At 62.8% G+C, this 24,244-nt stretch carries 25 protein-coding genes and 1 tRNA gene; 17 read left to right on the top strand and 9 right to left on the bottom strand.

Features of this window, described 5'->3' with window-relative positions; all coding sequences use genetic code 11:
• Nucleotide 1: 1 nt before the first annotated feature.
• Nucleotides 2-856 (bottom strand): PA4780 family RIO1-like protein kinase, encoded by an 855-nt coding sequence (locus AACZ17_RS03180; protein WP_290738981.1) that lies wholly within the window; start codon nt 854-856, stop codon nt 2-4.
• Nucleotides 857-1,002: 146 nt separating this feature from the next.
• Here AACZ17_RS03180 and AACZ17_RS03175 point away from each other — a divergent pair, with 146 nt between their 5' ends.
• The 10 genes from AACZ17_RS03175 to AACZ17_RS03130 all read left to right on the top strand — a co-directional run bounded on the left by AACZ17_RS03175 (nt 1,003) and on the right by AACZ17_RS03130 (nt 9,471).
• Nucleotides 1,003-1,482 carry a Na+/H+ antiporter subunit E gene (locus AACZ17_RS03175; RefSeq protein WP_290738978.1) on the top strand — a complete coding sequence of 160 codons (480 nt, stop codon included), beginning with the start codon at nt 1,003-1,005 and terminating at the stop codon, nt 1,480-1,482.
• Nucleotides 1,482-1,784 (top strand): monovalent cation/H+ antiporter complex subunit F, encoded by a 303-nt coding sequence (locus AACZ17_RS03170; RefSeq protein ID WP_290738975.1) that lies wholly within the window; start codon nt 1,482-1,484, stop codon nt 1,782-1,784. The genes AACZ17_RS03175 and AACZ17_RS03170 overlap by 1 nt, the downstream gene beginning before the upstream one ends.
• Complete coding sequence (mnhG, locus tag AACZ17_RS03165; RefSeq protein WP_290738972.1) at nt 1,781-2,116, top strand: monovalent cation/H(+) antiporter subunit G; 336 nt, start codon at nt 1,781-1,783, stop codon at nt 2,114-2,116. Before AACZ17_RS03170 ends, mnhG begins: the two co-directional genes overlap by 4 nt.
• A complete protein-coding gene (locus tag AACZ17_RS03160; protein ID WP_290738969.1) occupies nt 2,113-3,090 on the top strand; it encodes a DUF4040 domain-containing protein in 978 nt (325 codons plus the stop codon). Before mnhG ends, AACZ17_RS03160 begins: the two co-directional genes overlap by 4 nt.
• 6 nt (nt 3,091-3,096) lie before the next feature.
• Nucleotides 3,097-3,456, top strand: coding sequence for a cation:proton antiporter subunit C (locus tag AACZ17_RS03155; protein ID WP_290738966.1), 360 nt, complete (start codon nt 3,097-3,099; stop codon nt 3,454-3,456).
• Entirely contained in the window at nt 3,453-4,943 is a 1,491-nt protein-coding gene (locus AACZ17_RS03150; RefSeq protein ID WP_290738963.1) for a monovalent cation/H+ antiporter subunit D family protein, read from the top strand. Before AACZ17_RS03155 ends, AACZ17_RS03150 begins: the two co-directional genes overlap by 4 nt.
• Nucleotides 4,943-6,412 (top strand): monovalent cation/H+ antiporter subunit D family protein, encoded by a 1,470-nt coding sequence (locus AACZ17_RS03145; RefSeq protein WP_290738960.1) that lies wholly within the window; start codon nt 4,943-4,945, stop codon nt 6,410-6,412. The genes AACZ17_RS03150 and AACZ17_RS03145 overlap by 1 nt, the downstream gene beginning before the upstream one ends.
• The gene (locus AACZ17_RS03140; protein ID WP_290738957.1) at nt 6,409-6,657 is read left to right on the top strand and encodes a hypothetical protein; all 249 of its coding nucleotides are present in this window, start codon (nt 6,409-6,411) and stop codon (nt 6,655-6,657) included. The genes AACZ17_RS03145 and AACZ17_RS03140 overlap by 4 nt, the downstream gene beginning before the upstream one ends.
• Nucleotides 6,650-8,338 carry a Na(+)/H(+) antiporter subunit D gene (locus tag AACZ17_RS03135; protein WP_290738954.1) on the top strand — a complete coding sequence of 563 codons (1,689 nt, stop codon included), beginning with the start codon at nt 6,650-6,652 and terminating at the stop codon, nt 8,336-8,338. Before AACZ17_RS03140 ends, AACZ17_RS03135 begins: the two co-directional genes overlap by 8 nt.
• A gap of 116 nt (nt 8,339-8,454) precedes the next feature.
• Nucleotides 8,455-9,471 (top strand): hypothetical protein, encoded by a 1,017-nt coding sequence (locus AACZ17_RS03130; protein ID WP_290738951.1) that lies wholly within the window; start codon nt 8,455-8,457, stop codon nt 9,469-9,471.
• A gap of 62 nt (nt 9,472-9,533) precedes the next feature.
• On the opposite strand, the gene AACZ17_RS03125 is transcribed toward AACZ17_RS03130, so the two are convergent.
• The 4 genes from AACZ17_RS03125 to gltX form a co-directional block, all read right to left on the bottom strand.
• A tRNA-Ala gene (locus AACZ17_RS03125) sits at nt 9,534-9,609 on the bottom strand.
• A gap of 72 nt (nt 9,610-9,681) precedes the next feature.
• Entirely contained in the window at nt 9,682-11,085 is a 1,404-nt protein-coding gene (locus AACZ17_RS03120) for an L-serine ammonia-lyase (protein WP_290739725.1), read from the bottom strand.
• A 69-nt stretch (nt 11,086-11,154) separates the two neighbouring features.
• A complete protein-coding gene (locus AACZ17_RS03115) occupies nt 11,155-11,892 on the bottom strand; it encodes a sulfotransferase (protein ID WP_290738948.1) in 738 nt (245 codons plus the stop codon).
• Between the two features lie 5 nt (nt 11,893-11,897).
• A complete protein-coding gene (gene gltX, locus AACZ17_RS03110) occupies nt 11,898-13,394 on the bottom strand; it encodes a glutamate--tRNA ligase (RefSeq protein WP_290738945.1) in 1,497 nt (498 codons plus the stop codon).
• Nucleotides 13,395-13,574: 180 nt separating this feature from the next.
• Here gltX and AACZ17_RS03105 point away from each other — a divergent pair, with 180 nt between their 5' ends.
• Genes AACZ17_RS03105 through AACZ17_RS03095 form a run of 3 tightly spaced genes read left to right on the top strand, consistent with a single transcriptional unit; the run spans nt 13,575 to nt 17,322 of the window.
• Nucleotides 13,575-14,612, top strand: a complete 1,038-nt coding sequence (locus AACZ17_RS03105) for a Fe(3+) ABC transporter substrate-binding protein (protein ID WP_290738942.1) — start codon at nt 13,575-13,577, stop codon at nt 14,610-14,612.
• 29 nt (nt 14,613-14,641) lie between these two features.
• On the top strand, nt 14,642-16,273 hold the full coding sequence (locus tag AACZ17_RS03100) for an iron ABC transporter permease (protein ID WP_290738940.1): 1,632 nt from the start codon (nt 14,642-14,644) through the stop codon (nt 16,271-16,273).
• The gene (locus tag AACZ17_RS03095) at nt 16,270-17,322 is read left to right on the top strand and encodes an ABC transporter ATP-binding protein (RefSeq protein ID WP_290738937.1); all 1,053 of its coding nucleotides are present in this window, start codon (nt 16,270-16,272) and stop codon (nt 17,320-17,322) included. Before AACZ17_RS03100 ends, AACZ17_RS03095 begins: the two co-directional genes overlap by 4 nt.
• On the opposite strand, the gene AACZ17_RS03090 is transcribed toward AACZ17_RS03095, so the two are convergent.
• Nucleotides 17,319-18,200 (bottom strand): phytanoyl-CoA dioxygenase family protein, encoded by an 882-nt coding sequence (locus AACZ17_RS03090; RefSeq protein WP_290738935.1) that lies wholly within the window; start codon nt 18,198-18,200, stop codon nt 17,319-17,321. The two genes, AACZ17_RS03095 and AACZ17_RS03090, sit on opposite strands and share 4 nt — an antisense overlap.
• A 182-nt stretch (nt 18,201-18,382) precedes the next feature.
• On the opposite strand from AACZ17_RS03090, the gene AACZ17_RS03085 reads away from it, so the two are divergent.
• Nucleotides 18,383-19,534: an HDOD domain-containing protein gene (locus AACZ17_RS03085; protein WP_290738933.1), complete on the top strand. Its 1,152-nt coding sequence runs from the start codon at nt 18,383-18,385 to the stop codon at nt 19,532-19,534.
• A gap of 4 nt (nt 19,535-19,538) precedes the next feature.
• Here the strand turns inward: AACZ17_RS03085 and AACZ17_RS03080 are convergent, their stop codons facing one another.
• Complete coding sequence (locus AACZ17_RS03080) at nt 19,539-19,850, bottom strand: antibiotic biosynthesis monooxygenase (RefSeq protein ID WP_290738930.1); 312 nt, start codon at nt 19,848-19,850, stop codon at nt 19,539-19,541.
• Between the two features lie 97 nt (nt 19,851-19,947).
• Here AACZ17_RS03080 and dusA point away from each other — a divergent pair, with 97 nt between their 5' ends.
• The 3 genes from dusA (at nt 19,948) to AACZ17_RS03065 (ending at nt 22,446) form a co-directional block, all read left to right on the top strand.
• Nucleotides 19,948-20,961: a tRNA dihydrouridine(20/20a) synthase DusA gene (gene dusA, locus AACZ17_RS03075; RefSeq protein WP_290738927.1), complete on the top strand. Its 1,014-nt coding sequence runs from the start codon at nt 19,948-19,950 to the stop codon at nt 20,959-20,961.
• A 91-nt stretch (nt 20,962-21,052) separates the two neighbouring features.
• Nucleotides 21,053-22,006, top strand: a complete 954-nt coding sequence (tal, locus tag AACZ17_RS03070; RefSeq protein ID WP_290738924.1) for a transaldolase — start codon at nt 21,053-21,055, stop codon at nt 22,004-22,006.
• Complete coding sequence (locus tag AACZ17_RS03065; RefSeq protein WP_290738921.1) at nt 22,003-22,446, top strand: TerB family tellurite resistance protein; 444 nt, start codon at nt 22,003-22,005, stop codon at nt 22,444-22,446. Before tal ends, AACZ17_RS03065 begins: the two co-directional genes overlap by 4 nt.
• A 6-nt stretch (nt 22,447-22,452) precedes the next feature.
• Here AACZ17_RS03065 and AACZ17_RS03060 read toward each other — a convergent pair whose 3' ends face one another.
• Together AACZ17_RS03060 and AACZ17_RS03055 are read right to left on the bottom strand one after the other, a co-directional pair.
• On the bottom strand, nt 22,453-22,935 hold the full coding sequence (locus AACZ17_RS03060; RefSeq protein ID WP_290738918.1) for an STAS domain-containing protein: 483 nt from the start codon (nt 22,933-22,935) through the stop codon (nt 22,453-22,455).
• Nucleotide 22,936: 1 nt separating this feature from the next.
• Nucleotides 22,937-24,121 carry a response regulator gene (locus AACZ17_RS03055; RefSeq protein ID WP_290738914.1) on the bottom strand — a complete coding sequence of 395 codons (1,185 nt, stop codon included), beginning with the start codon at nt 24,119-24,121 and terminating at the stop codon, nt 22,937-22,939.
• Between the last annotated feature and the right edge of the window lie 123 nt (nt 24,122-24,244).

Below are 24,244 nucleotides of genomic sequence, written 5' to 3'. Positions count from 1 at the left end.
GTCAATCGTCCTCTTCGTCCCGCAGGCGCTGCAAGCGCTCCTCCTCTTCACGCAGCGCTGCCCGAATCTCCAGCATGACACTGTCGACATCGGCGGCGTTTTCGGCATCGGCAAAGAGACCGGTCAGGCTGTGTTCGGGCGTCAGCTCCCCATCTTCAAACAGCTGCCAGATTTCCTCGCCGTAGCGCGTATCCAGCACGGACGGGGCGAACAGCCCGTAATAATTGGTAACGCGTTGCACATCGCGCAGGAGCATCGCGCGCGCGTTGTTGTTGGCGGAGGCATCCACCGCCTGGGGCAAGTCAATGATCACCGGCCCGTCCGGGTCCACCAGGATATTGAATTCGGACAGATCGCCGTGCACCAGCCCGGCACACAGCATACGCACGATATAGCGCAGCACCTGGGCAAAGTCCTCAAGTGCCTGCTCCTCCGACATCATCACGTCAGCGAGCCGCGGCGCGACATCACCATCCTCATCCGTCACCAGTTCCATGAGCAGAACGCCGTCGTAGCAACCGTAGGGTTCCGGGACCCGCACGTCTGCCCTGTCGAGACGATACAGCGCGTCGACCTCAGCATTCTGCCAGGTTTCTTCCTGCTGCTTGCGGCCGTAGCGCGAGCCCTTCTCCATGGCGCGGGCACGGCGGGTGTTACGCACCTTGCGCCCCTCGGTGTACGCAGCGGCTTTTTTGAAGCTGCGCTTGTAGGCTTCCTTGTAGACCTTCGCGCAGCGCGTTCGGGTGCCGGAGCGAACCACGAAAATGTCGGCTTCCTTGCCGCTCATCAACGGAAACAGCACCTCGTCAATCAGGCCGTCCTCCACCAGGGGCTGCAGGCGAGGCGGTACTTTCATAGGGTCGTGTCCGGTACATTGGTTCGCGGCAGTCTAGCATGAAACACCGCGCCGCCACTCGAACCGCGTCGTCCCCTCCCCGGCTGTGGCAATTGCGCGTGGCGTTAAGGTATGATTCGGGCCAAGTCCTGGAGAGCTAAGCTGATATGCGCCTGATGCGGCCATTACTCGCAGTTATCGCCCTGTTCGCGGTGTGGTTACTGTGGGGCGGTTTATACAAAACGCCGGTCCTGCAGTTGGGCATCGTGTCTTGCGTGCTGGTTGTCTGGCTCACTTACCGTATGGCGCTGCCCGACCAGCAGGAACATCGCCTTGCGCTGTTGTATCGCGTTCCCCTGTACTGGTTGTGGCTGCTCTGGGAAATGGTCGTCACCAACGTGCAGGTACTGCGGCTTGTCCTGGGTCCGCGTTCAGCACTGTCCCCCACCATTGTGGAGGTGGATGCCAGTGCCTCCAGCAAATTCGCCCTGACCCTGCTCGGCAATTCCATCACGCTGACACCGGGCACCCTGACCATCAATATCGACGACACCAGGCTCACCGCCCACTGCCTCACCCGTGCCGCTGCAGAAGACCTGCGCGGCGGAGGCATGGCCCGTCGCGTCGCCGCCGTGGATCCCGATTGATGCTGCTGGTTGCTGCCATCGCCATTCTGGTCACCATGGCGCTCGCACTTGCCCGAGCGCTGCTGGGCCCCAGCGTCTATGACCGCGTGCTGGCGGTGAACATGTTCGGCACCAAAACAGTGCTACTGATTGCCGTCATGGCATTCATCATGGGCCGTACCGATTTCCTGGACCTGGCCCTGGCCTACGCCCTGATCAACTTTATCGGAGTACTGGCCGTACTCTGGTTCGTGCAGGAAAGCCGCAAGCGGCATCCGTCGGGTACCGGCGCACAGGCTTCCACAGAGAGCAACACGGAATGAATGGCATCCTTGAACTCGTCGCCGGCCTGCTGGTGATCTCCGGAAGTCTGTTCGTGCTTGCCGGCGGCATCGGTGCGCTCCGGATGCCCGACTTTTACACGCGTATTCACGGTGCCAGCCTGACCGATTCGCTGGGCCCGGTACTCGTGCTGGGTGGCCTGATGATCTACGCGGGGCTCTCCCTGATTACGGTGAAGCTGGCGGCTGTCATGCTCTTTCTTCTGGTCACCTCGCCAACCGCCACCTACGCACTGGCCAACGCGGCCCTGCTGGCAGGATTGAAACCTGAGGGCGTTGAACGCATGCCCACAGGCCCGGAGGAAGGCGCGTGACCACACTCTTGATTGGCATCTTCCTGCTGTCCCTGCTGGTGATTACCGCGGTGGCTATCGTTCGCTCCGAAGACCTGTTCTCGGCGGTCATGCTGAGCGGCATTTTCAGCCTGCTGATGGCGCTGAATTTCTTTCTGCTGGACGCAGCGGACGTTGCGCTCACCGAGGCGGCCGTCGGCGCCGGTGTGGCAACGGTGCTGCTGCTGGCAGGCTTGCGCCTGACACCGCCCAGAGAAGCGCCGGGGCGCTCGCTGCGTGCCCTGTCGGTCGCCGTCATTGGCGCGACCGCGCTGCTGATGATCTACGCATCGTTCGGACAGCCCACATTGGGCGACCCAACGGCGCCAACGCAGCAACACGTCGCGCCATGGTATATCGAGAAAACCCCCGAGTTGATCGCCATACCGAACATCGTGACCGCGGTGCTGAGCAGTTTCCGGGGCTACGACACACTGGGAGAGGTTTTCGTGGTGCTCACCGCCGGCATCGGCGTCATGTTTCTGCTGGGCGGTGGTCGGGGAAAACCCTTTTCCCGTCTTGATAGCCAGGCTGAAGTGGGTCTCAGCGGCCACCTGATCCCCAAGGTCATGGCGCGCCTGCTGATACCCTTCATCCTGCTGTTTGCACTGTTCATCCAGTTTCATGGGGAATACAGCCCGGGTGGCGGTTTCCAGGCGGGCGCTATTTTCGTTGCCGGCATCATCCTGTACTCCCTGGTGCGCGGAGAAGGTCTTGCACTGAGCGTTATCCCTCCCAGGGTGCTCTTGCTGATGAGCGCGGGCGGCGCCCTACTGTTCGGCTCAGTGGGTGTGGCCGGTATGCTTATGGGAGGCAACTTCCTTGAGTACTCTGTGCTCACCACCGACCCCATCATCGGCCAGCACCTCGGTATCATTGTGATCGAACTGGGCGTTGGCCTTACCGTAACCGGTGTTCTCCTGTCGATCTTTCACGCCTTCGCCGCCCGGGACTGATTCCGCATGAAGCTTCTAGGCCTTTTCAACTACTGGGTGTTCGCCGTCTTGTTGATGATCGGCCTGTATGCACTCATCAGCAAACAGAACCTCGTGAAGAAAATCATGGCGCTGGCTATCTTCCAGTCCGCGGTATTCCTGTTCTTCATTACCATGAGCCGTGTTGACGGCGGTACTGCACCGATCGTGCAGGCCGGCGTTGCAAACCAGATTTTCTCCAACCCATTGCCGCAGGTGTTGATCCTGACCGCCATCGTTGTCGGAATTTCCACCACGGCGCTGGGCCTTGCCATTGTTGTCCGCCTGCACGAGGAATACGGCACCGTCGAGGATGACGAAATTCTGGCGATGGACCGCGACTCATGAACCTGGCCGAACATCTGCCGGCACTGCAGGTCGTAGTGCCGCTGCTCACCGCGCCGCTGGTTATACTCCTGCGCAACGGCTTTCTGGCCTGGCTGGCCGCACTGGTCGCGAGCGGCGTCTCCTTTGGCCTGGCCATCCTGCTGACGCAAGCCGTGCTTGGCACCGGCGTGCCGGAATATGCCGTCGGAGGCTGGCAACCGCCCTTCGGGATCTCTCTGAACGTCGACGGCCTCAGCGCCCTCGTGCTACTGCTGGTAACCGGTGCGTCGACGCTGGGCCTGGCCGGTGGACGCCTGTCCCTGCGGCGCGACATCGACAACCGCCGCGCACCCATGTTCTACGGCGCGTGGTTGATCGCACTGGCCGGCCTGTGCGGCATCGCCGTAGCGGGTGATGCCTTCAACGTCTTCGTCTTCATGGAGATTTCCTCCCTCGCCACCTACATCCTGATCGCCGCCGGCCGCGACCGACGGGCCCTGTCCGCGGTGTTCAAGTATCTGATCATCGGCACCATCGGCGCCACCTTCTACCTGATCGGCGTCGGCTTCATCTACATGATGACCGGCACACTGAATTTTGCCGATATGGCACTGCGTCTGGGGGATGTAATCGAGACACGGCCGATCATTATTGCCGCCGGATTCATTACCATTGGCCTCGCATTAAAGGCGGCAGTGTTCCCGCTGCACATCTGGCTGCCACGGGCCTATACCTACGCGCCCAATGCCGTGACCGTGTTCATCGCCGCCTGCTCCACCAAGGTCTCCATCTATGTGCTGCTGCGGTTCAACTACGGTGTATTCCACGGCAACCTGCTCGGGCACTCCGACCTGTTCAGCGTTTTCATCGTGCCGCTGGCCCTGTCCGGAATTCTGCTGGCGTCGGCGATCGCCATTTACCAGGGCAACATCAAGAAGCTGCTGGCCTTTTCGTCCGTCGCGCAGATCGGCTATATCGCCCTGGCCGCGGGTCTGGCCACGCAGGCAGGGTTGATGGCCGCACAGCTGCATATGTTCAACCATGCCCTGGCCAAGGGCACCCTGTTCCTGTGCGTTGTCGCGTTCGTGCTGACAACCCGCAGCGCCAGTATCACCAAACTGGCGGGCATCGGCAGGCGCATGCCCTGGACCATGGCCGCCTTTGTCATTGCCGGCCTGAGCCTGATCGGCGTCCCCGGCACAGCCGGGTTTATCAGCAAGTGGTATCTGGTGGTCGCCGTCATGGGCGTACCCGGCTGGGGACTGCCGCTGGTAATGGCTATCATCATCAGTTCACTGATGGCCGTCGTCTATCTGTGGAAATTTGTCGAAACCGCCTACTACGGAACGCCGCCGGACGGCGACGTCTCAGCCATGGAAGTACCGCTGCCGCTGCGGGCACTGATCTGGTTCGCTGCCCTCGCCAACATCTACTTCGGCCTGGCTCCCGGATTGCCCATTGCGCTTGCTGAGAGCGGTACCAGTACCCTGCTCGGGGGACTGCTGTAATGCTGAGCACCTCGACACTACCCTTGATACTGACGCTGCCCCTGCTTGGCGCCATCGCCATTGCCTGTGTCGGACGCTGGCCCAACCTGCGTGAAACGATCAGCCTGCTGACCGCCATCACCCTTGCGATACTGGTGTTTTCGTGGTTTCCGGAGGTGTCTGACGGTGCGCGCCCGCGCTTCGTGCTCTCCGAGCCGCTCCCCGGTCTGACACTGGCACTGTCGCTGGAACCGCTGGGCATGATGTTCGCCTGCATCGCTTCCTTCCTGTGGATCATCAATACCATCTACTCGATCGGCTACATGCGCGGCAATGACGAGAAACACCAGACCCGTTTCTACATCTGCTTTGCCCTTGCAATCGCAGCCGCGATGGGCATTGCCCTGGCCGACAACCTGTTTACCCTGTTCCTGTTCTATGAACTGCTGACCCTGTCGACCTACCCGCTGGTGGCGCACAAGGGCGACGCCAAGACCATCGCCTCGGCGCGTGTTTACCTGGGGGTGCTGCTGGCCACCTCCATCGGTCTCCTGCTGCCGGCCATTATCTGGACCTGGGTAGCCACCGGCAGTACAACCTTCACACTGGGCGGCATTATCGAAGGCAAGCTTGCCGGGCCCGCCGTAGGGCTGTTGCTGGGCCTGTTTGTCTTCGGTATCGGCAAGGCCGCGGTGATGCCGGTACACCGCTGGTTGCCCGCAGCCATGGTGGCGCCCACACCGGTCAGCGCACTGCTGCACGCAGTCGCCGTGGTCAAAGCCGGCGTGTTCAGCATCACCAAAATCATCATCTACATTTTCGGCGTCGACTTCCTGTTCAACGAACCGAGCGCCCAGTGGCTGCAGTTTGCCGCCGCGTTCACCATTCTGACCGCCAGCATCATTGCGCTCTACCAGACCAACCTGAAACGCATGCTGGCCTACTCCACGATTGGCCAGCTCTCCTACGTCATCATGGCAACGGTGATTCTCAAGCCGCTGGCCGAGGTGGGTGCCGCGGTGCATATCGCCGCGCACGCGTTTGGCAAAATCACCTTGTTCTTTGCGGCCGGCGCGATCTATACCGCGGCGCACAAAACGGAACTCTGGCAACTTGCCGGCATTGGTCGACGGATGCCCATCACCATGGCCGCATTTACCATTGGCGCACTGAGCATGATCGGCGTGCCACCGACGGCCGGCTTCGTCTCCAAGTGGTTCATTCTCGCCGGTGCCTTCCAGGCGGAGAACTATGTCGCCATCTTCACGATCATTGGCAGTACGGTACTCAATGCCATGTACTTCCTGCCCATCATCTACTTTGCCTGGCTTGCTCCGCCGGCGGACGGTGTGGACATGAACCACGGTGAGGCCCCGAAAGCCATCCTGCTCGCGCTGTCGGTGACCGCAACGCTCACCATTGTATTTTTCTTCTTTAACCAGCCGCTTCTGGACCTTGAGAGCCAGCTGGTGGAGAGCCTGCCGCTATGACGCAACCTGACGACCACTGGCTGATCCGGCCAACCACGATCCGCTGGCTGTGGATCATCGGCTACAGCGTGCTCGCGATCACCGTGCTGCTGCAGCTGGTCATTCCCGTCAAGGGCTATTTCGGCATTGACGGCTGGTTCGGCTTCGGTGCCCTGTTTGGTTTCCTGAGCTGCGTCTTGATGGTGTTTGGCGCCAAGTTCATCGGGAAGCTGCTGAAGCGGCCGGACGACTACTACGATGTTTGAGATGTTCCCCCCCGCACTTGCGCTGATCGGTGGCGCCCTGCTGACAGCCTTGATCAGTTCGCGGCAGCTGCGTGCCGTCGTGGTTATCGTGGCCCCACTGATCTGCCTGTACCTGATCTGGCAAGTGCCGGATGGTGTCGTGGTCCGCGGCGCATTTCTCGGTTACCCACTGGAACTGGTGGAGGGCGGACCCGTGCGCCGTCTGTTTGCCACGATCTTCGCCATCATGTCTGCGACGGGTGCCGTTTTCGCCTTCAACCATGCGCGGCGTACCGAGTTGGTGGCTGCCCAGCTGTACGCAGCGGGCGCTGTGGGCGTTTCGTTTGCCGGTGACCTGCTCACCCTGTTCGTGTTCTGGGAGATCATGGCACTGTTCTCCACCGTGGTGGTCTGGTGTGGCGGCACTGAGAGCGCCCGGGCCGCCGGTGTGCGCTACGCCATCATGCACCTGCTGGGTGGCGTGATACTCAAGGTTGGCATCGAGGGCCTGCTCGTGACCACCGGCTCGCTGGATATCCGCCCGCTCTCGGCGCATGACTTCAGCACCTGGATGATTCTCATCGGTATTCTGATCAACGCCGCCGCCCCGCCGCTCTCTTCGTGGCTCTCGGACGCCTACCCCACCGCCAGTCCGACCGGCTCGGTATTCCTCTCGGCGTTCACCACAAAAACCGCCATCCTGGCCCTGATACTGCTGTTCCCGGGCGAGTCGATCCTGGTCGGGGTCGGGCTGTTCATGGTGTTCTACGGGATTATCTACGCGCTGCTGGAAAACGATATTCGGCGTATTCTCGCGTTTTCTATCGTCAACCAGGTGGGCTTCATGGTGGTGGCGGTGGGTATCGGCACGGAGATGGCCATCAACGGCGCTTCGGCCCACGCGTTTGCCCATATCATCTACAAGGCACTGCTGTTCATGAGTGCCGGGGTCGTTGTGATGCGCACCGGCAAGCACCTCTGCACAGACGTCGGCGGCCTCTTCCGCACCATGCCAGTGACCATGTGGTGTGGTGTCATCGGCGCCCTGGCGATTTCCAGCTTTCCGCTGACCTCGGGCTTCACCACCAAGACGCTGATTTCCCAGGCGGCCGTGGGGGAAGGTCTGACCACCGTCTACTTCCTGTTGGCCGCCGCCTCTGCCGGTGTGTTTCTGCACGCGGGCATCAAGTTCCCGTGGTTTGTCTTTTTCCAGAAAGACTCTGGCCTGCGCCCGAAGGATGCGCCCTGGAACATGCGCATTGCGATGATCTTCTTCGCCTTCCTCTGCATCCTGATCGGCGTCTACCCGCAGCTGTTGTACCCGCTGCTGCCCTATGCGGTGGACTACCACCCGTACAAACCCGGCAAAGTGCTGTTCTACCTGCAACTGCTGCTGTTTTCCGGGCTGGCTTTCTTCCTGCTGCTACCGTGGATGAAGCGCACCCTGACCATTTCGCTCGACGTAGACTGGCTGTGGCGCCGCGGCCTGCCGCTCCTGGTGAAGTACGTGGCCCGCGTCGGCAAGCCACCTGTAAGCGCCCTGCGCAGCCGCCTACAGCAGGGCGCCGGGTTGCTGACTGCTACGGCTCGACACACCATGGGGCACACGGGCCCCCTGGGACGCTCTTGGGAAATCGGCACCACCGCGCTCTGGATCGTGTTGTTGCTGATGGTCTACGTATTCGCCTATTACCTGTTCTGAGCCGCTACGCACTGTGAACTGGCGCACAGTTCATGTGCGCCGTGATTCGTGGCAGAAACGGTCGGGACTACACTGTTACGCTCTGTTACCTAACCACGAGAGCGTTCGACCCTGCCATGTACAAATTCATCGGTATTGCCATTCTTGCCTCCTGCTCCGCCCTTGCCGGCTGCAAAGTGCAGCTGTCCAGCCCCACCGGCGGCTCCATCGCCACGGTGTCAGGCAACTACAGCTGCGCCGCCAATGCCAACTGCCCACCTATCGATGTCAACGACATATTCTTTGACGAAACCTTCATCGCGAAGCCGGCCGCCGGCTACGAATTCACCGGCTGGAAAAAGCGCCAGCGCGGCCTGTGTGGAGGCAGCACCAAAAACTGCCGTCTGTTTACCTCTGGCTTCGCCGGCAATGATGATCTGTTGGGATTCCTGGCCCGGCCCAATGAAGTGTTCTACCTGGAACCGGTATTCACCCGCATCGCCAGCGGCAGCGGTGATGCGCGTCGCTGCTACAACACCACGCTGATGACGGTAAACACCACTGTCGTGGCGAGCTATCGCACCACAGACGCCAGCGGCGCCGTGGTGCCCTTCGAGTACGACCAGGTGATCACCGGTGGGGCGAGCTTCGAAGGGAAAAGCGCGCTGAAAGCGACCACCGATACCCGCGCGAGTGGCGCGGCGCCCTCCACCTCCAGAAGCGAGGCCTATTTCCAGCCCCAGGCCAACCAGTTCCGCGTGCTTGAGTACGGTGTTGAAGTGGAGTCTTTCACGCCCGAAGCCACCGAGAGCCGTGTGGTGTTTGCGCCGCAGCAGCTGGAACGCTACGACCTGAGCGCGGGGCAGTCCTATGAGCAGCGCTACACCGTCAATCTCCGCACCCGCGTGCGGGGTTTCACGATCAATGACAGCAACACCGTGGACCGGCGTACCACGTTCGTCGGCATCGAATCAGTCACCGTCCCTGCGGGCCAGTTCCAGGCCTGCCGCTTCCAGACACGGGAGACAGGTAGCGACAGCACGACGCTGAGCGAGGAGTGGTTCGGCGTGGGCAACGGCATGCTGCTGAAATCGACCGCTGACGGAGACACCACGGTACTGCTGCGGGCGAGCATCAACGGTGCCAGCATCTGACGCCGGGGCCTGCCCGCAGGCATAAAAAAACCCTCTGGACCGCGCGGTGCAGAGGGTTTGTTTGGTGGAGCTAGACGGGATCGAACCGTCGACCTCTTGCATGCCATGCAAGCGCTCTCCCAGCTGAGCTATAGCCCCGTAAACTCTGAGGACGCGAATTCTAGAGAGGCAGCCTAACCCTGTCAAGCGCTGGCGGCAGGGAAAGTGCGCTCAGCAGTCGACAAAGTTGACGGGCACTTCCAGTACGTTCACGGCCAGGCCGCCCCGCGCTGTTTCCTTGTATTTCTCCTGCATATCCCGGCCCGTGTCGCGCATGGTCTTGATCACCTGATCCAGGGACACATAGTGTTCACCGCTGCCGCGCAGCGCCATGCGCGCCGCGCTGATCGCCTTGATCGCGCCCATGGCGTTGCGCTCGATACAGGGTACCTGCACCAGCCCACCGATCGGATCGCAGGTCAGGCCGAGATTGTGCTCCATGGCAATCTCGGCCGCATTTTCCACCTGCTCCGGCGTTCCGCCCAGTGCGTCCGCAAGCGCGCCAGCCGCCATCGAGCAGGCGGAACCCACTTCACCCTGGCAACCCACCTCGGCGCCCGAAATCGAGGCATTGATTTTGTAGAGTGTCCCGATCGCGGCGGCGGTGAGCAGAAAGCGCACCGCATCCTCCTCTACCGCGCCCTCACAGCGCGTCAGGTAGTATTTCAATACAGCGGGGATAATACCCGCGGCGCCGTTGGTCGGTGCGGTAACAATGCGGCCGCCCACCGCATTTTCCTCATTGACGGCCAGCGCGTAGAGCGTGACCCAGTCCATGGTGTTCAGCGAGTCGTCTCCGAGGCCGCCCTGGCGCCCCTTCAATTGCCGGTACAGCTGCGCCGCACGACGCCTGACCTTCAGGCCGCCGGGAAGAATGCCTTCCGCCTCGCAGCCGCGGGCTATGGACGCATCCATCACCCGCCACAGGTGAAGCAGCCCCTCGTGGATCTCCTCCCGGGAGCGCCAGGCTTTCTCGTTTTCCAGCATCAGGCGACTGATAGACAGCCCGCTCTCGCGACAGCGACGCAGCAGTTCTGCCCCGGTCGTAAACGGGTACGGCACGGGAGTCGGGTCATCGACGATCAGCTCCCCGCCCTCTGCTGCCGCCTCATCCACCACAAACCCACCGCCCACCGAGTAATACACCGCGTGCTGCAGCGTCTCACCCTGCGCGTCAAAGGCCCGGAAGCGCATGCCATTGGCGTGCTGCGGCAGGGTCTCGGTGCGGTGCATGATAAGGTCATCGCGGTAGCTGAAAGGGACAGCGTGTCGACCCAGCAGACGCAGCTCCCCGCCCTCGCGCACGGCTGCAACACGCGGCGCAATGCCCTCCACCACGACCGTATCGGGCGCTTCTCCTTCCAGGCCGAGAATAATCGCCTTGGGTGAGCCGTGACCGGCGCCCGTCGCACCGAGCGAGCCGTAGAGTTCGACGCTGAGCCGTGCACAACGGTCCAGGGACCCGCTGTTCTCAAGGGCGTCGGCGAAGCGCTTGGCCGCGTGCATCGGGCCAACCGTGTGCGAACTGGAGGGCCCGATGCCCACCTTGAAAAGGTCGAATGTGCTGATGGCCACGCTGCGGCTCCCGGTGTTGCTGCGCTGCATTGAGTGTAGCCCTATTCAGGGCCGGCAGTACACGCGATGCTAGGCGTACCCGGCGCGCTGCAGGGCATCCCGAATCAAGGGAACACAGGGGTGATCGACGTCGATATCGCGGCCGCGGGCGGGATCTATACCCGCGCGACGATACGCAGGCGGCATGCCCGGGTGCATGGTGCTGTCGGGCGACACGATGCCGGGCTCGAAGCTCAGGTCCAGAAAGTCCAGCACCCGTGCCAGTTCCCGCTGTGGATCCGCCACCAACTCTTCAAAGCGCAGGAACAGGGTCTGCGGCCGCGTCTGCAGAAACTCGAAAACCTCCACCGCATAGCGCCAGCTTTCGCAGGCCTGCTCCAGTCCCTGTGGGGTGCGCGAGAGCTTGGACTGCACGCAGGCTCGCCCGTCCCGCAGCAGGTAGATCACCTTGAGTCCGGCCAGGGTGCCGTTAAAAAACGCATCCAGCACATTCAGCGGCGGCACGTGGTAGAGGTTGTGTTTGTTGAGACCTGCCAACTGCTCGGTGGTGACCTTGTTGCCCCACAGCGCAGCCTCACTGGCCGCCGCAGACTGCAGGCAGCAGTCGAGAAAAGCACCGCTGCGCTGCTCGAACAGCCGGTCCGGCTCGTCGTCCAGCGCACGTCCGCGGAGGTAGGCGATGCTGCCGACCTCAAAGCCGACTTCAAGCTGGGAATGCTGGTCCAGCAATGCGGTGAGCAGGCTGGTACCGGAGCGCCCGGCGCCCACAATCAGGAAGCGAAAACGCGTGCCATCTGTCAGTGTCACAGGCGTCAGTTGCCCGTCGTGTGCAGATCGGCGTAGGCTTTCTCCAGGCGCTTGGCCGCCTTTTTGGAGACGCCACCCAGTACCTCGATAGCGTGCCGCAGGCGCGCCCTGCTCATATCAGGCCCCAGCAACGCCATGGAATCCACCACGGAGAACGACGCGCTGGAGCCCGCGATCGCAACAAACAGCGGGGCCAGCATGTCCTTGATCTTCATCTGCTGCGCGTCCGCCAGCGCTTTCAAGGCCTGCCACACCGCATCACGATTCCAGTCGCTGATGCCCTCAAGGCACCAGAGGGAAAACTGCAGGCTGGCCAGCAGCGCCTCGCGCTCCACCTTGATCCCCTCGAAGGACGCCTCGCTGATGGGCAGGGTGCCGGATACGAGAAAGCCGGCGAGGGGTGCAAAATCACTGAGCGTTTCCATGCGCTTCTGCGCGTGGGGCAGGACCTTGCGCAGGTTCTCGGCGTTATAGGCCCAGTCGATCAGGCGCGCCGCGAGTTCCTCCTCGCTGAGATCCTCGCGAATCCACAAGCCATTCAGCCAGCGCAGTTTTTCCTGATCGAAAATCGGACCACCCAGCGACACACGACTGATATCGAAATGCGCCTGCATATCGGCAAGGGAGAACTTTTCGCGCTCGTCGGGCATGGACCAACCCATGCGGCCGAGGTAATTGAGCAGCGCTTCGGGAAGAAAGCCCATGCGCTGATAGTACAGAATGCTGGTGGGGTTCTTGCGTTTGCTGAGCTTGGACTTGTCGGGGTTACGCAACAGCGGCAGGTGACACAGCACCGGCATTTCCCAGCCGAAGTAGGCGTACAGCAGTTTGTGCTTGGGCGCCGAGTTGATCCACTCTTCGCCGCGCAATACGTGGGTTATGCCCATCAGGTGATCATCGACGACATTCGCCAGGTGGTAGGTTGGCATGCCGTCCGATTTCAGCAGGATCTGCGCATCCACCATGCTCCAGTCCAGCTCGATGTCACCGCGCAGTAGATCATAGACCACGCAGGCACCCGGCTCATCGGGCACCACCATGCGCACGACGTAGGGCATACCCGCTTCCGCCCGACGTGCCACTTCATCCTCCGGCAAGGCGAGATCAGCCGGCTTGAGTGCGGTGCTGTTGCCGGCGGCACGGCGCGCTTCGCGCAGCGCATCCAGTTCCTCTGGTGTGCGATAACAAAGAAATGCCTTGCCCTCGTCAACCAGCTGCAGGGCGTATTCTCCGTAGATCTCCATGCGCTCGCTCTGCCGATACGGCCCGCAGTGACCGCCGACATCCGGCCCCTCATCCCAGTCCAGGCCCAGCCAGCGCAGGGAATCCAGAATCGCCTGCTCGGAGGCAGCCGTACTTCTCGCCTGATCGGTGTCTTCGATACGCAGTATGAATTGCCCGCCGTGCGCACGTGCAAAACAGTAATTGAACAGGGCGATATACGCGGTACCGACATGCGGATCACCGGTCGGTGAGGGCGCGATTCGTGTGCGAACAGTCATGGGGTTTCCGGGGCAAGAGCGACAACAGGGGCGTGATTATACGGTCTCGTCGGCGTGATGCCCACCGGGGCCGCACCGTCAGGGGCTGGCGAGTGGTCACCGAATGACGCGGACCCTTGCCATTGAGGCACTTAATGCGAATAATTAGCGTTTTCAGATTGTACTCATCGCGAGGATTGTATGCCACTGCTCCACCATCGACTCATCAGGGCTGTTGCGCTCTCCATGCTGACCGCCGCAGGCGGTCTGGTCGCCTGCGGCGCGCCGGATGCGGTGAACGTCTACTCGGCGCGGCAGGAAGCCTTGATCAAGCCGCTGCTGGATCAATTTACAGAGGAAACCGGCATCGCAATCAACCTGGTGACCGGTGATGGCGACGCGCTACTCGCGCGTCTGCGCAATGAGGGCGACAACTCACCTGCTGACCTCTTCCTGACCAGCGACGCCGGCAAGCTGTACCGGGCGCAGGCCGATGCCCTGTTACAGCCTGTCACCTCGCCCACCCTGCAATCAGTGGCACCGGCCCACCTGCGCAGTGATGAAAACTACTGGTACGGCCTTTCAGTGCGCGCCCGCGTGCTGGTCTATGCGCCGGATCGTGTCGACCCGGCCGCCCTCAGTGACTACGCCTCACTGGCCGACCCGATGTGGCGCGGTCGCATCTGTGTGCGTTCCTCAGGCAATATCTACAACCAGTCTCTCGTCGCGGGCATGCTGGCCAATGACGGTGACGATGCCACTGCCACCTGGCTGCAAGGCTTCGTGGCCAATTTCGCCCGCCCACCCCAGGGCGGTGACCGCGATCAGATCAAGGCTGTCGCAGCCGGACAGTGCGATGTTGCGCTGGTGAACAGCTATTACCTGGGCGGCATGCTGCAATCCGATGACGCCGGGGAGCGCGAAGCCGCACAGCAGGTTACCCTGTTCTGGCCCAACCAGGCCGGTCGCGGCGCACACATCAACATCAGCGGGGCGGGCGTCACACGCGCCGCAAGCAAGCCCGAAGAGGCACGTCAGCTGATTGAGTTCATGCTGCGTGAGGAGAGCCAGCGCTGGTACGCCGAGGTCAACAATGAATACCCGGTGCGCGAGGATGTCGAGCCCTCCGCCCTGCTGCAGTCGTGGGGCCCGTTCAGGGCAGACGAGCTGAACGTCAGCGAGCTCGGGCGACTCAACGCCGAAGCCGTGAAAGCCATGGACCGTGCCGGTTGGCGGTAAACCACGCGGCATCACACCGCGGTGAGGCAGTGAACACAGCCGCCTGGCTGTGGCGGCTGGCGATGGTGAGCAGCGCGGCGGTGGTCGCGGTGCCGGTTGTAGTCATCGTCGCCAGTCTGCTGGGGCCTTACAGCGCAGCCTGGCGGCACCTGTTCGACACGGTGCTGTTGGACTACGTGGTGAACTCGCTGCTGCTGATGCTCGGTGTGGGTGTCGGCACCGCGCTGCTGGGGGTCAGTACAGCCTGGCTCACAGCACACTGTGAGTTTCCGGGAAGGCGGCTGTTTTCCTGGGCGCTATTGCTTCCCATGGCCATGCCCGCCTACATCATTGCCTACACCTACACCGGGCTGCTCGATTTCGCCGGCCCCGTGCAGAGCAGCCTGCGCGCTGGATTTGACTGGCAGCACGGCGATTACTGGTTTCCCGAAATACGCTCCCTGGGCGGCGCGATCTGCATGTTGTCGCTGGTGCTCTATCCCTACGTCTATCTGCTGGCCCGGGTAGCATTCATGGACCAATCCGCGGCACTTGGCGAGGCAAGCCGCAGCCTTGGCAGCTCTGCCTCACAAACCTTCTTCAGGGTAACGCTGCCGATGGCGCGACCCGCCATCGCGGCCGGCGTCAGCCTGGCGTTGATGGAGACACTGGCGGACTACGGCACGGTGGCCTACTTCGGCGTCAGCGCGTTTACCACCGGGATTTTCCGCACCTGGTATGGCCTCGGTGAATTGCAGACCGCAGCACAGTTGGCGGCATGCCTGCTGTTGTTCGTCATCGCCCTGTTCGCCCTGGAGCGCCGGTCCCGCGCGCGCCTGCGCTTTCACCGACTGGGTACCCGCCGCACAGCGCGGCGTATCCGGCTGCGGGGCTGGCGCGCGATCACGGCAGTCGCGGGATCCCTGCTGGTGCTCAGCGCAGGCTTTCTCCTGCCCGCCGCGCAGTTGACCGGCTGGGCCGCGCAGCACTACCAGGACATATTCACAGCGGCCTTCGTCGCACTGCTGGGCAACAGTTTCCTGCTCGCCGCACTGGCATCCCTGTGTTGCCTGCTCCTCGCCCTGCTGCTGGGTTATGGGAAACGCGCCCATCCGGGACGCCTGGAGGCTGTGACAACCCGCGTGGCGAGCATGGGCTACGCCGTACCGGGCACCGTGATCGCGGTGGGTGTCATGATCCCCTTTGCCTGGGCCGACAATACCTTGGACCACTGGCTGCAGCAGAACGTCGGCTTGTCACCGGGGTTGCTTGTCAGCGGCACACTCGGTGCACTGGTTTTCGCCTATGTGGTGCGCTTTCTTGCGGTCTCCCTGCAATCCGTGGAAGCGGGCCTGACGCGAATCCGGCCAGACATCGACGAGGCTGCGCGTTCGCTCGGACACACGCCACTGGGCGTGCTGCGGCGCATACACCTGCCGATGCTCCGCGGCAGTCTGCTGACCGCGCTCTTGCTGGTATTTGTCGATGTGCTCAAGGAGCTGCCCACGACCCTGATCCTGCGCCCGTTCAACTTCAACACCCTCGCGGTGCGGGCCCACGAACTGGCCTCCGACGAGCGACTGGCCGAGGCGGCACTGCCCGCACTGGCCATCGTGCTGATCGGGCTTATCCCTGTTATTCTGCTCACCCGCAATATGTCGAAGGCAGCGGCCGACCCATGAGCAACCAACTTGAGCTGGACCAGGTTTGCGTGCGCTATGGTGATGTCACCGCGGTGGAAGATGCCTCTCTGACGCTGCAGCCCGGCGATATCGGCTGCCTGCTGGGCCCCTCGGGCTGTGGCAAAACGAGCCTGTTACGCGCCATCGCCGGGTTTGAACCGGTCAGCGCCGGGCGCATTACGTTGCGCGGCATCACGCTCAGCACGCCCCGGCGTCGGCTCCCTCCCGAGCAGCGCAGGGTCGGTATGGTGTTCCAGGACTTCGCCCTGTTCCCGCACCTGAGCGTGCGCGACAACATCGGTTTCGGCCTCACGACACTGCCGCGCAAAGCGCGACAGGAACGGGTGGAGAGCCTGCTACAACTCGTGGCGCTCAGCGAGTACGCCGATGCCTGGCCGCACGAACTCTCCGGCGGGCAGCAGCAGCGGGTCGCCCTGGCACGCGCGCTGGCGCCGAAACCCGACATCCTGCTGCTGGACGAGCCCTTCTCGAGCCTGGATACAGAGCTGCGCACGCTGCTCGCCGCCGACATTCGTGAGCTGCTCAAACGCAGTGCGATCACCGCCCTGCTGGTGACCCATGACCAGCACGAAGCCTTTGCCATGGCCGACCAGATCACCCTGCTCCACCAGGGCCGCGTGGCGCAAACAGGCTCCCCCCGTGAACTCTACCACCGTCCGGCCAACACGTTTGTCGCGGCCTTCATCGGTGAGGGCAGTGTTATATCGGCGACCATGACCGGCAGCGGTGAGCTGGAGCCGCTGACCGCAGACCCGACCGCGAGGCGGGATGGCGCCTGCAACCGCCAGGTACTCGTGCGCCCCGGTGATATCAGCTACGATGCGAGCAGCACGCTGCTGCTGCGGGTGACGCGCAAAACCTTTCGCGGTGCACACTTTCTCTACGAACTCATGCTGCCCGATGGACAACACGTACCCTGCCTCGTTCCTGCGCACATCGATGTGCCCACGGGCGGCACACTACCCGTGACCGTGAAGCTGCAGGCCCATCTGGCCTTTGACAGCGACGGGCTCGCACGCTCCCACTAGAGCGCAGCCTGCCAGACCAGCGGGCAATCCGGGTCACCCAGCGGATCACCCTCCTGCACGCCGTCATGGTGGGGTTTGCGAGGCGCGCCCGGCCGGAAGTGGTAGCGTGCATCATCTCCGCAATAGCGAATGCTGATCGCGCGTCGCCGGCGCTGCCTGCTGAGATTCCCCCCCGCAGCGTGCAGGGTGCGGGCGTGGTGCACCGTCAGGTCGCCGGGGCCGAGGGCATACTGCACCAGTTCCACGCGCCCGGCGCGCGCCAGCGACTCGACATTCGGCACCTCCAGCCCTTCGGTTCCCTCCATACTCTGCTGCGACACGAACCAGTTGGGGCGATACAGCGCGCCATCGCGGTGGGATCCACGCACAAAACTCATGGCGCCGGTCTCTGCGTCAGCAACATCCAGCGGGATCCATGTGGTGCAAACCTGCTCGCCGCTGGCGTGAAAATAGCCCATGTCCTGATGCCAGGCCGTGCGCTCGGCCGTATCCGGCTCCTTGACCAGAATACTGTCCTCCCACAGGTAGACGCGGCGACTGCGCAACAGCGCGCCCGCCAGCGCCGCCAGCCCCCTGTCCAGGGCAAATGCCCGACAGTCCTCGTCAACCCGCCAGTGGTCGGTCCCGGACACGAAGCGTCCCTGCCCCTGCACGCCATCGGTCAGCACGGTGCTGCCCGCTGCCGCAAGTCCCGCGCCCAGGGCAGACATATCGTGCATGGTTTCCCCGACCGACCCCCGCAGCAGGCGCTCCACCGCTGGCGCCATCCCCAGCACCGCTGCCGGATCCAGTGCCCCGCGCAGGCAGACAACCCCATCTCGCCAGAATGTGTCCACCTCCTCCGACGTGGGGAGACGTAAAACGAGACCTTCAGTCATTACGCTCTACTCCGTATGCAACTCAGACCTACCGGGAACTTTCCATGTCGCAGCGTAGATCAATCCGCAAAAACACGCATTTTTTTGTAACAGTTTTGTTGCTGTTTGGTACTATGCGGGCACCTGTATCGGCGCCTCTGACGAGGACGATTTAACACCATGCGAGCCGTCGGAGCACCTGCATGCCAACGTTGATGACCGTTCTCCTCTGCATTCTCGGTGCCAGTGCCGTCGGCGCTCTGCTTTGGTTGCGGCGCTCGCCGGGCAAGGCGGAGGCCGCACCGCGGCCGCAAGCCGAGGGCGCGCCTCGCGTCCGCACCGCGATCCAGTCGTTCTCCGCCAACGCGGACCCGACGGAAGCCGAGGCCGAGACAGCCGCTGACGCCAGCCCAGTGCTGCCAACGGCGCTGCAGTCGTTTGTCCTGCTGCGCACCGACACGGCGGACGCGCCCACGCCACAGTCGCTGCTGGAGCTCGCGGACGCCCTGCCCGAGCCCCATGCCATGTTCCTGCAGGTCACCCGGGAACTGGATGACATCGACGAAATCACTGCTGCCGTCAAACAAGAACCGGCACTGGCGGCAGACGTACTGCGCACGGTGAATTCCGCCGCCTTCGGCCTCACCACCCCGATTTCCAGTGTGCACCACGCCATCGCCTATCTGGGTGTCAGTTACGTCAAGGGCCTGATCGCACAAACCGCCCTGGCCCGCACCCTCCCTGCCACTGCACCCGGCTCGGCACAGGAGACGGCAATGCACCGGCTGTGGAAGTCCAGCCAGATCGCCAGCGCCAGCGCGTTTCTGCTGGCCCGGAACCTCGGCATGGAGAACCCCTCGGTCACCTCGACACAGGCCCTGCTGGCCAACCTCGGGGATATCAACCTGGTCTCACTGCGCCCCGAACTGGCCTACCTCTACGCACCGGAGATTTCCCTGCTGGAGCGAGTGCAGGGTCAACAGGCAGAGCTCGGCGCCAATGGCGCCATGCTGGCCGCCCTGTTGGCCGAGCGCTGGGGCCTGCCGGGCACGATCAGGGCGACACTGGAGCAGTCGCTGCTGCCGCTGGCCGTGCATCCGCGCGAGCATCCGCTGTACGGTGGCGACCTGGCCGCGGCCACCGTGGTCTACCTCGCGGGCCGCATCGGTGATGCCGCGATATTCGGCGGACTGCAGGATATCGCCGATCTGCCGCTGGACGGCGACCGTCCGGTGGAACTGCACTATCTGCCTGAGTACCTGGAGGCGGCGGCGCTGCAGCGGTTGCACGCCAGCCTGCAGGACAACGCCACGCGTCGCGGCCTGAATCGCATACTGGCTGCGGCGCGCAGCTGAGACCTCAGGGCTCCGGTACGACCTCCCACTCGGGCGCCTCGAACTCACCCAACAGGGTAATCTCCACGTAGGGCGTCTGCTCGGCAATGATCTCCAGCACACGCTCCGGCAAGCGCGACTCCATGGCATCACGCGCCGCCTTGCTTTCCCAGGTCGCAATCGCCAGCAGCCGGGTGGGATCACCGATTTTTCGGTGCAGTCGGGTGCCCTGTGCGCCAGGGGCCTGCTGGATGATCCTGCTGGCGCGAATCCAGGCCTCGGCGTAGGCCTCGGCGGTGTAACCCGGGCTCAGGGTCACTTCGAAGATATAATGCACTGGCGCCTCCTGAAGCCGCTTGCTCTGCCTGCCAGTATAGCGAACTCGGCGTTTATCTCCGGTACAATGCGGCTATCGCCCGCCACATTCCCTGCGCATGACCGTGAACAGCCACCGTTTCTGTATTGCCCCCATGATGGACTGGAGTGACCGCCACTGCCGGTACTTCTGGCGGCTGCTCAGCCGACACGCCCGCCTGTACACCGAAATGGTCACCACCGGCGCCCTGATTCACGGCGATCGGCAACGCTTTCTGCGCTTCAACCCCATCGAAGCGCCCGTTGCGCTGCAACTGGGGGGTAGCGACCCGGCGGATCTGGCACGCTGTGCCGCGTGGGCCGCGCAGTGGGGCTACGACGAGGTCAATCTGAACTGCGGCTGCCCCTCGGATCGCGTACAGTCCGGGGCCTTTGGCGCCTCACTGATGGCACATCCCGAGCAGGTTGCCGCCTGTGTTGCCGCGATGCGTGATGCCTGCGACCTTCCGGTGACGGTCAAGCACCGTATTGGCATTGACAGCATGGAGAGCTACCAGCAACTGCTGGACTTCATCGGCCCCAGTGCCGATGCCGGCTGCAAGGTGTTTATCGTGCACGCCCGCAAAGCCTGGTTGCAGGGTCTGTCGCCAAAGGAGAACCGGGAAATTCCGCCCCTCAACTACCCCTGGGTGTACCGGCTGAAAAGCGACCTGCCGGCGCTGACGATTGTCCTCAACGGCGGCATCACCAACCTGGAGAGCTGCCATGAGCACCTGCAGCAGGTCGACGGGGTGATGCTCGGGCGAGCGGCCTATCATGATCCCTGGCTGCTGGCGAATGTCGACGCAGCACTGTTCGGCGCGGACAACCCCGTGACCAGCAAACACGACGCCATTCGCAAGCTGCTGCCCTATGTGGCGCAGGAACTGCAGCAGGGCACTGCGTTGAACCACATCACGCGCCACCTGCTCGGCCTTTATCAGGGTGTGCCCGGGGCCCGTCAGTTCCGGCGCCACCTGAGCGAGCACGCACACCGCAAGGGCGCCGGCATTGCGGTGCTGGAGGATGCCCTGCAAAAGATTGTCGGTGACGATGAGGGCGCCGCATCCGCGCGGGAACGGGCCTGCGGGTAGCACAGGGGCTGATTATGCTGCACACTTGTAGCGGCAATCCGTAACCCCGCGGCCGTCTGTCAGCCGCACGCTTCACAAGGATCTTCACAGCATGAGCAGCAAACTCGACCAGCTGAAGTCGATGACTGACGTGGTCGCCGATACCGGTGATATCGAAGCGATTCGCCGTTTTCAGCCCCAGGACGCCACGACCAATCCATCGCTGCTATTGAAAGCCGCCGCCCTGCCCCACTATCAGAGCCTGCTCTCCGGCGCGCGCGACTGGGCGAGCAAGGCCGGTGGCAGCAGCGAGGAGCAGATGGCCAACTGCTGCGACCGGTTCGCGGTCGACATCGGGCGCGAGATTCTCGGCATCATTCCGGGACGCATTTCCACCGAGGTCGATGCGCGACTGTCCTTCGACACCCGGGCAACCATGGAGCGCGCGCGCAAGCTTGTTCGCCTGTACGAGGAGGCCGGGCTCGGCCGAGATCGGGTGCTGATCAAGATTGCCGCCACCTGGGAAGGCATCAGCGCAGCACGCAGCCTCGAACGCGAGGGGATCAACTGCAACCTGACCCTGCTGTTCGGCTTCGCCCAGGCCGCGGCCTGCGCCGACGCCGGCGTCTACCTGATTTCGCCCTTTGTCGGGCGCATTCTCGATTGGTACCTGGCAAACACCGAAGTCCAGGTCGCCCACCCCGATGACGACCCGGGCGTACAGTCGGTACGCCGTATCTACCGCTACTACAAGACACACAGCTACCCGACCGTGGTCATGGGCGCGAGCTTCCGCAACGTCGGTGAGATCGAGGCACTGGCCGGCTGCGACCGGCTGACCATCAGCCCCGCGCTGCTGGAATCGCTGGCAGCGGACCACGGTGATCTCCCTCGCCAACTCAGCCCGCAGCACAACGGCTCAGATGATCCACAAGCGCAGCCTACCGAAGGCAGCTTCCGCCTCGCGCTGAATGCCGACGCGATGGCGACGGAAAAGCTGGCCGAGGGTATCCGCAACTTCATCGCCGACCAGAGCCGCCTCGAAGCGGTTATCAGCGCCGCATGATCAGCGCACTGAAAGCCCTCTTCATCCTGCCGGAAGACGACTCGAAAGAAGGCCGGCAACACCGGGTACAGCTGGCGGCCGCGGCATTGCTGATTGAGACCGCACGCGCGGATTTCACCCAGGATGCCAGTGAAGAAGCTGCCCTTGAGCAGATGCTCAGCGAATCACTGGGGCTACCGAAACAGGAGGTCAGGGCCTTGATCGACGCGGCCAGCGCGCGCGTCGAGGAGGCAACATCACTCTACGAGTTCACCCGCGTGATCAATGACCACTATGGGCCTGAAGAGAAGCTGACGCTGATCGCGAGCATGTGGCAGGTGGCCTACGCTGATGGCAATCTCGACAAGTACGAGGAACACCTGATTCGGCAGGTCGCCGAACTCACCTATGTGCCGCACCAGGAGTACATACGCTGCAAGCTGGAGGCGATGCCGCGCTGAGCGGTGTCAGCTGCGCTCAAGCACGACCATCAGGTCCTTGAACCGGGCGCGGTTTTCTTCCGACAAACCCATCAGTACCCGGTGTGCTTCGATGACCTTGTCGCGCACCGCAGCCTCGCTGCCCTCGACCAGCGGTATGCAGTCGATGCACTCTGGATTGGCACAGGCATCCTCATGCACATCGAACAGGCGCTGGAAGCCCATGCTCTTGATCAACCGGGTAATCCCCGGATTGGAGGAATAGATCGCCGGCATGAACCCGTAGCGTGCGCGAACCTCCAGTGCCAGTTTGGCCAACAGCCCCAGGGTGGTGCTGTCAATGCCCTCGGCATCACAGAGGTCAACCCACACGCTGGCAAAATCCGGGCTGTTCAGCATGCGCTGCAGATAGTCGTCAATGGTTGTGCACAGCGTAAGCCGCACGTCCCCGGTCAGGCGCACGACGTAGGCACCGTCCTGGCTTGCTGCGAGTATTCGGCCCTCTTCCATCTCAACTCCGCTTGCTGATAAACAGGGCAGCAATATCGTCGGGGGCTGTCTCGACCCGGTCCAGGCCCAGCCTGTTGACGATCTCATCCGGCGACTCCGCCAACTCCTCGAACACCTTGAGGAAATACTTCTCTTTTTCGATCAGGTTCTTGGGGGGGAGGATTTCAAGTATGCCGTCAGAGAACAGTGCCAGCATGAAGCGCTCTGGCAAATCCACCATGTGCTCCTCGAAGCTTGCATCGTCCATGATTCCCACAGCGGACCCCTCGCCGCGCAGGTAGCGGGCGCCCTCCCGAGAGACCAGCACCGGCTGTGGCAGATGCCCGGCCACGCTGTAGCGCAGGGTGTTCGCCTGGGTGTCGAGCAAGCCGACGACCATGGTGGCAAACTTGCCCACACCCAGGTCGAGCAGCTCTTGGTTGGCACGCTTCAGCATGGCCACCGGGCTCAGCAGGGTGTCGTCGTCACGATGCAGGAAATCCGACCGCTTGCGCGCGAAGAGATTCTTCAGCAACACCGTGGTAAAGGCAGAGGAACTGCCATGGCCGGATACGTCCGCCATGAAAAACGCAACGTGATGCTGACCCACCGTGAAGTAATCCGTGAAGTCACCGCTGAGGTACAGCGAGGGAATCACCGTATGGCTGAACACATACGGTTCCAGCACCATTGGGCTGACGGGCAGCATGCGTAACTGCACCTGGCGCCCGGCCTGCTGGTCCTGCTCGAGCATTTTCACAGTGCCGCGCAGCTCCGTGTTGGCCTGTTCCAGACGCTGGCGGGACTCACGCAATTCGCGACGCATCTGGCGTTGGCGCACGCAGCGTTCTATGGACTTGAACAGCGCCTCCTCATCCTCGATGGGGCGCACGAAAAAATCGCTGGCCCCCAGACGCAGGGCGGTCATCATTTTGTCCACTTCGGCACGATCACTGAACATGATCGCGGGCACCTGCAGGTCCAACTCGCGCAGGGAGCGACGCGCCTCCTGCCAGGAGACTGCCTCGAGATCCAGCTCGCAGAGAATAACGTCGAGGTCCTGGTTAGCCGTGAGAAAATGATAGGCCTCAAGCACATCGGTGAACACCTCAACACGGTACCCCTGGCCGATGACCGTCTGCGCCAGTTCGCCTGCACGAGCGGCATCGTCGTCGATGAGCAACACATAACCTTTGGATTTCATCATGCGGCACTTGCGGGGCGTGTGCTGAGGGACAGTACGCCCTTGGCATGGGTGGGGCAACCAATTTGCACCGGGTTTGGGCAGGATTTCACAGTTTTGGTGCAAACTTTCGCACGCCTCATCCGG

This window comes from uncultured Haliea sp., from assembly GCF_963973825.1.
Classification (GTDB): Bacteria; Pseudomonadota; Gammaproteobacteria; order Pseudomonadales; family Halieaceae; genus Haliea.
The sequence above is the reverse complement of the archived record's forward strand: the minus strand, read 5'-3'. Positions and strand labels throughout refer to the sequence as shown.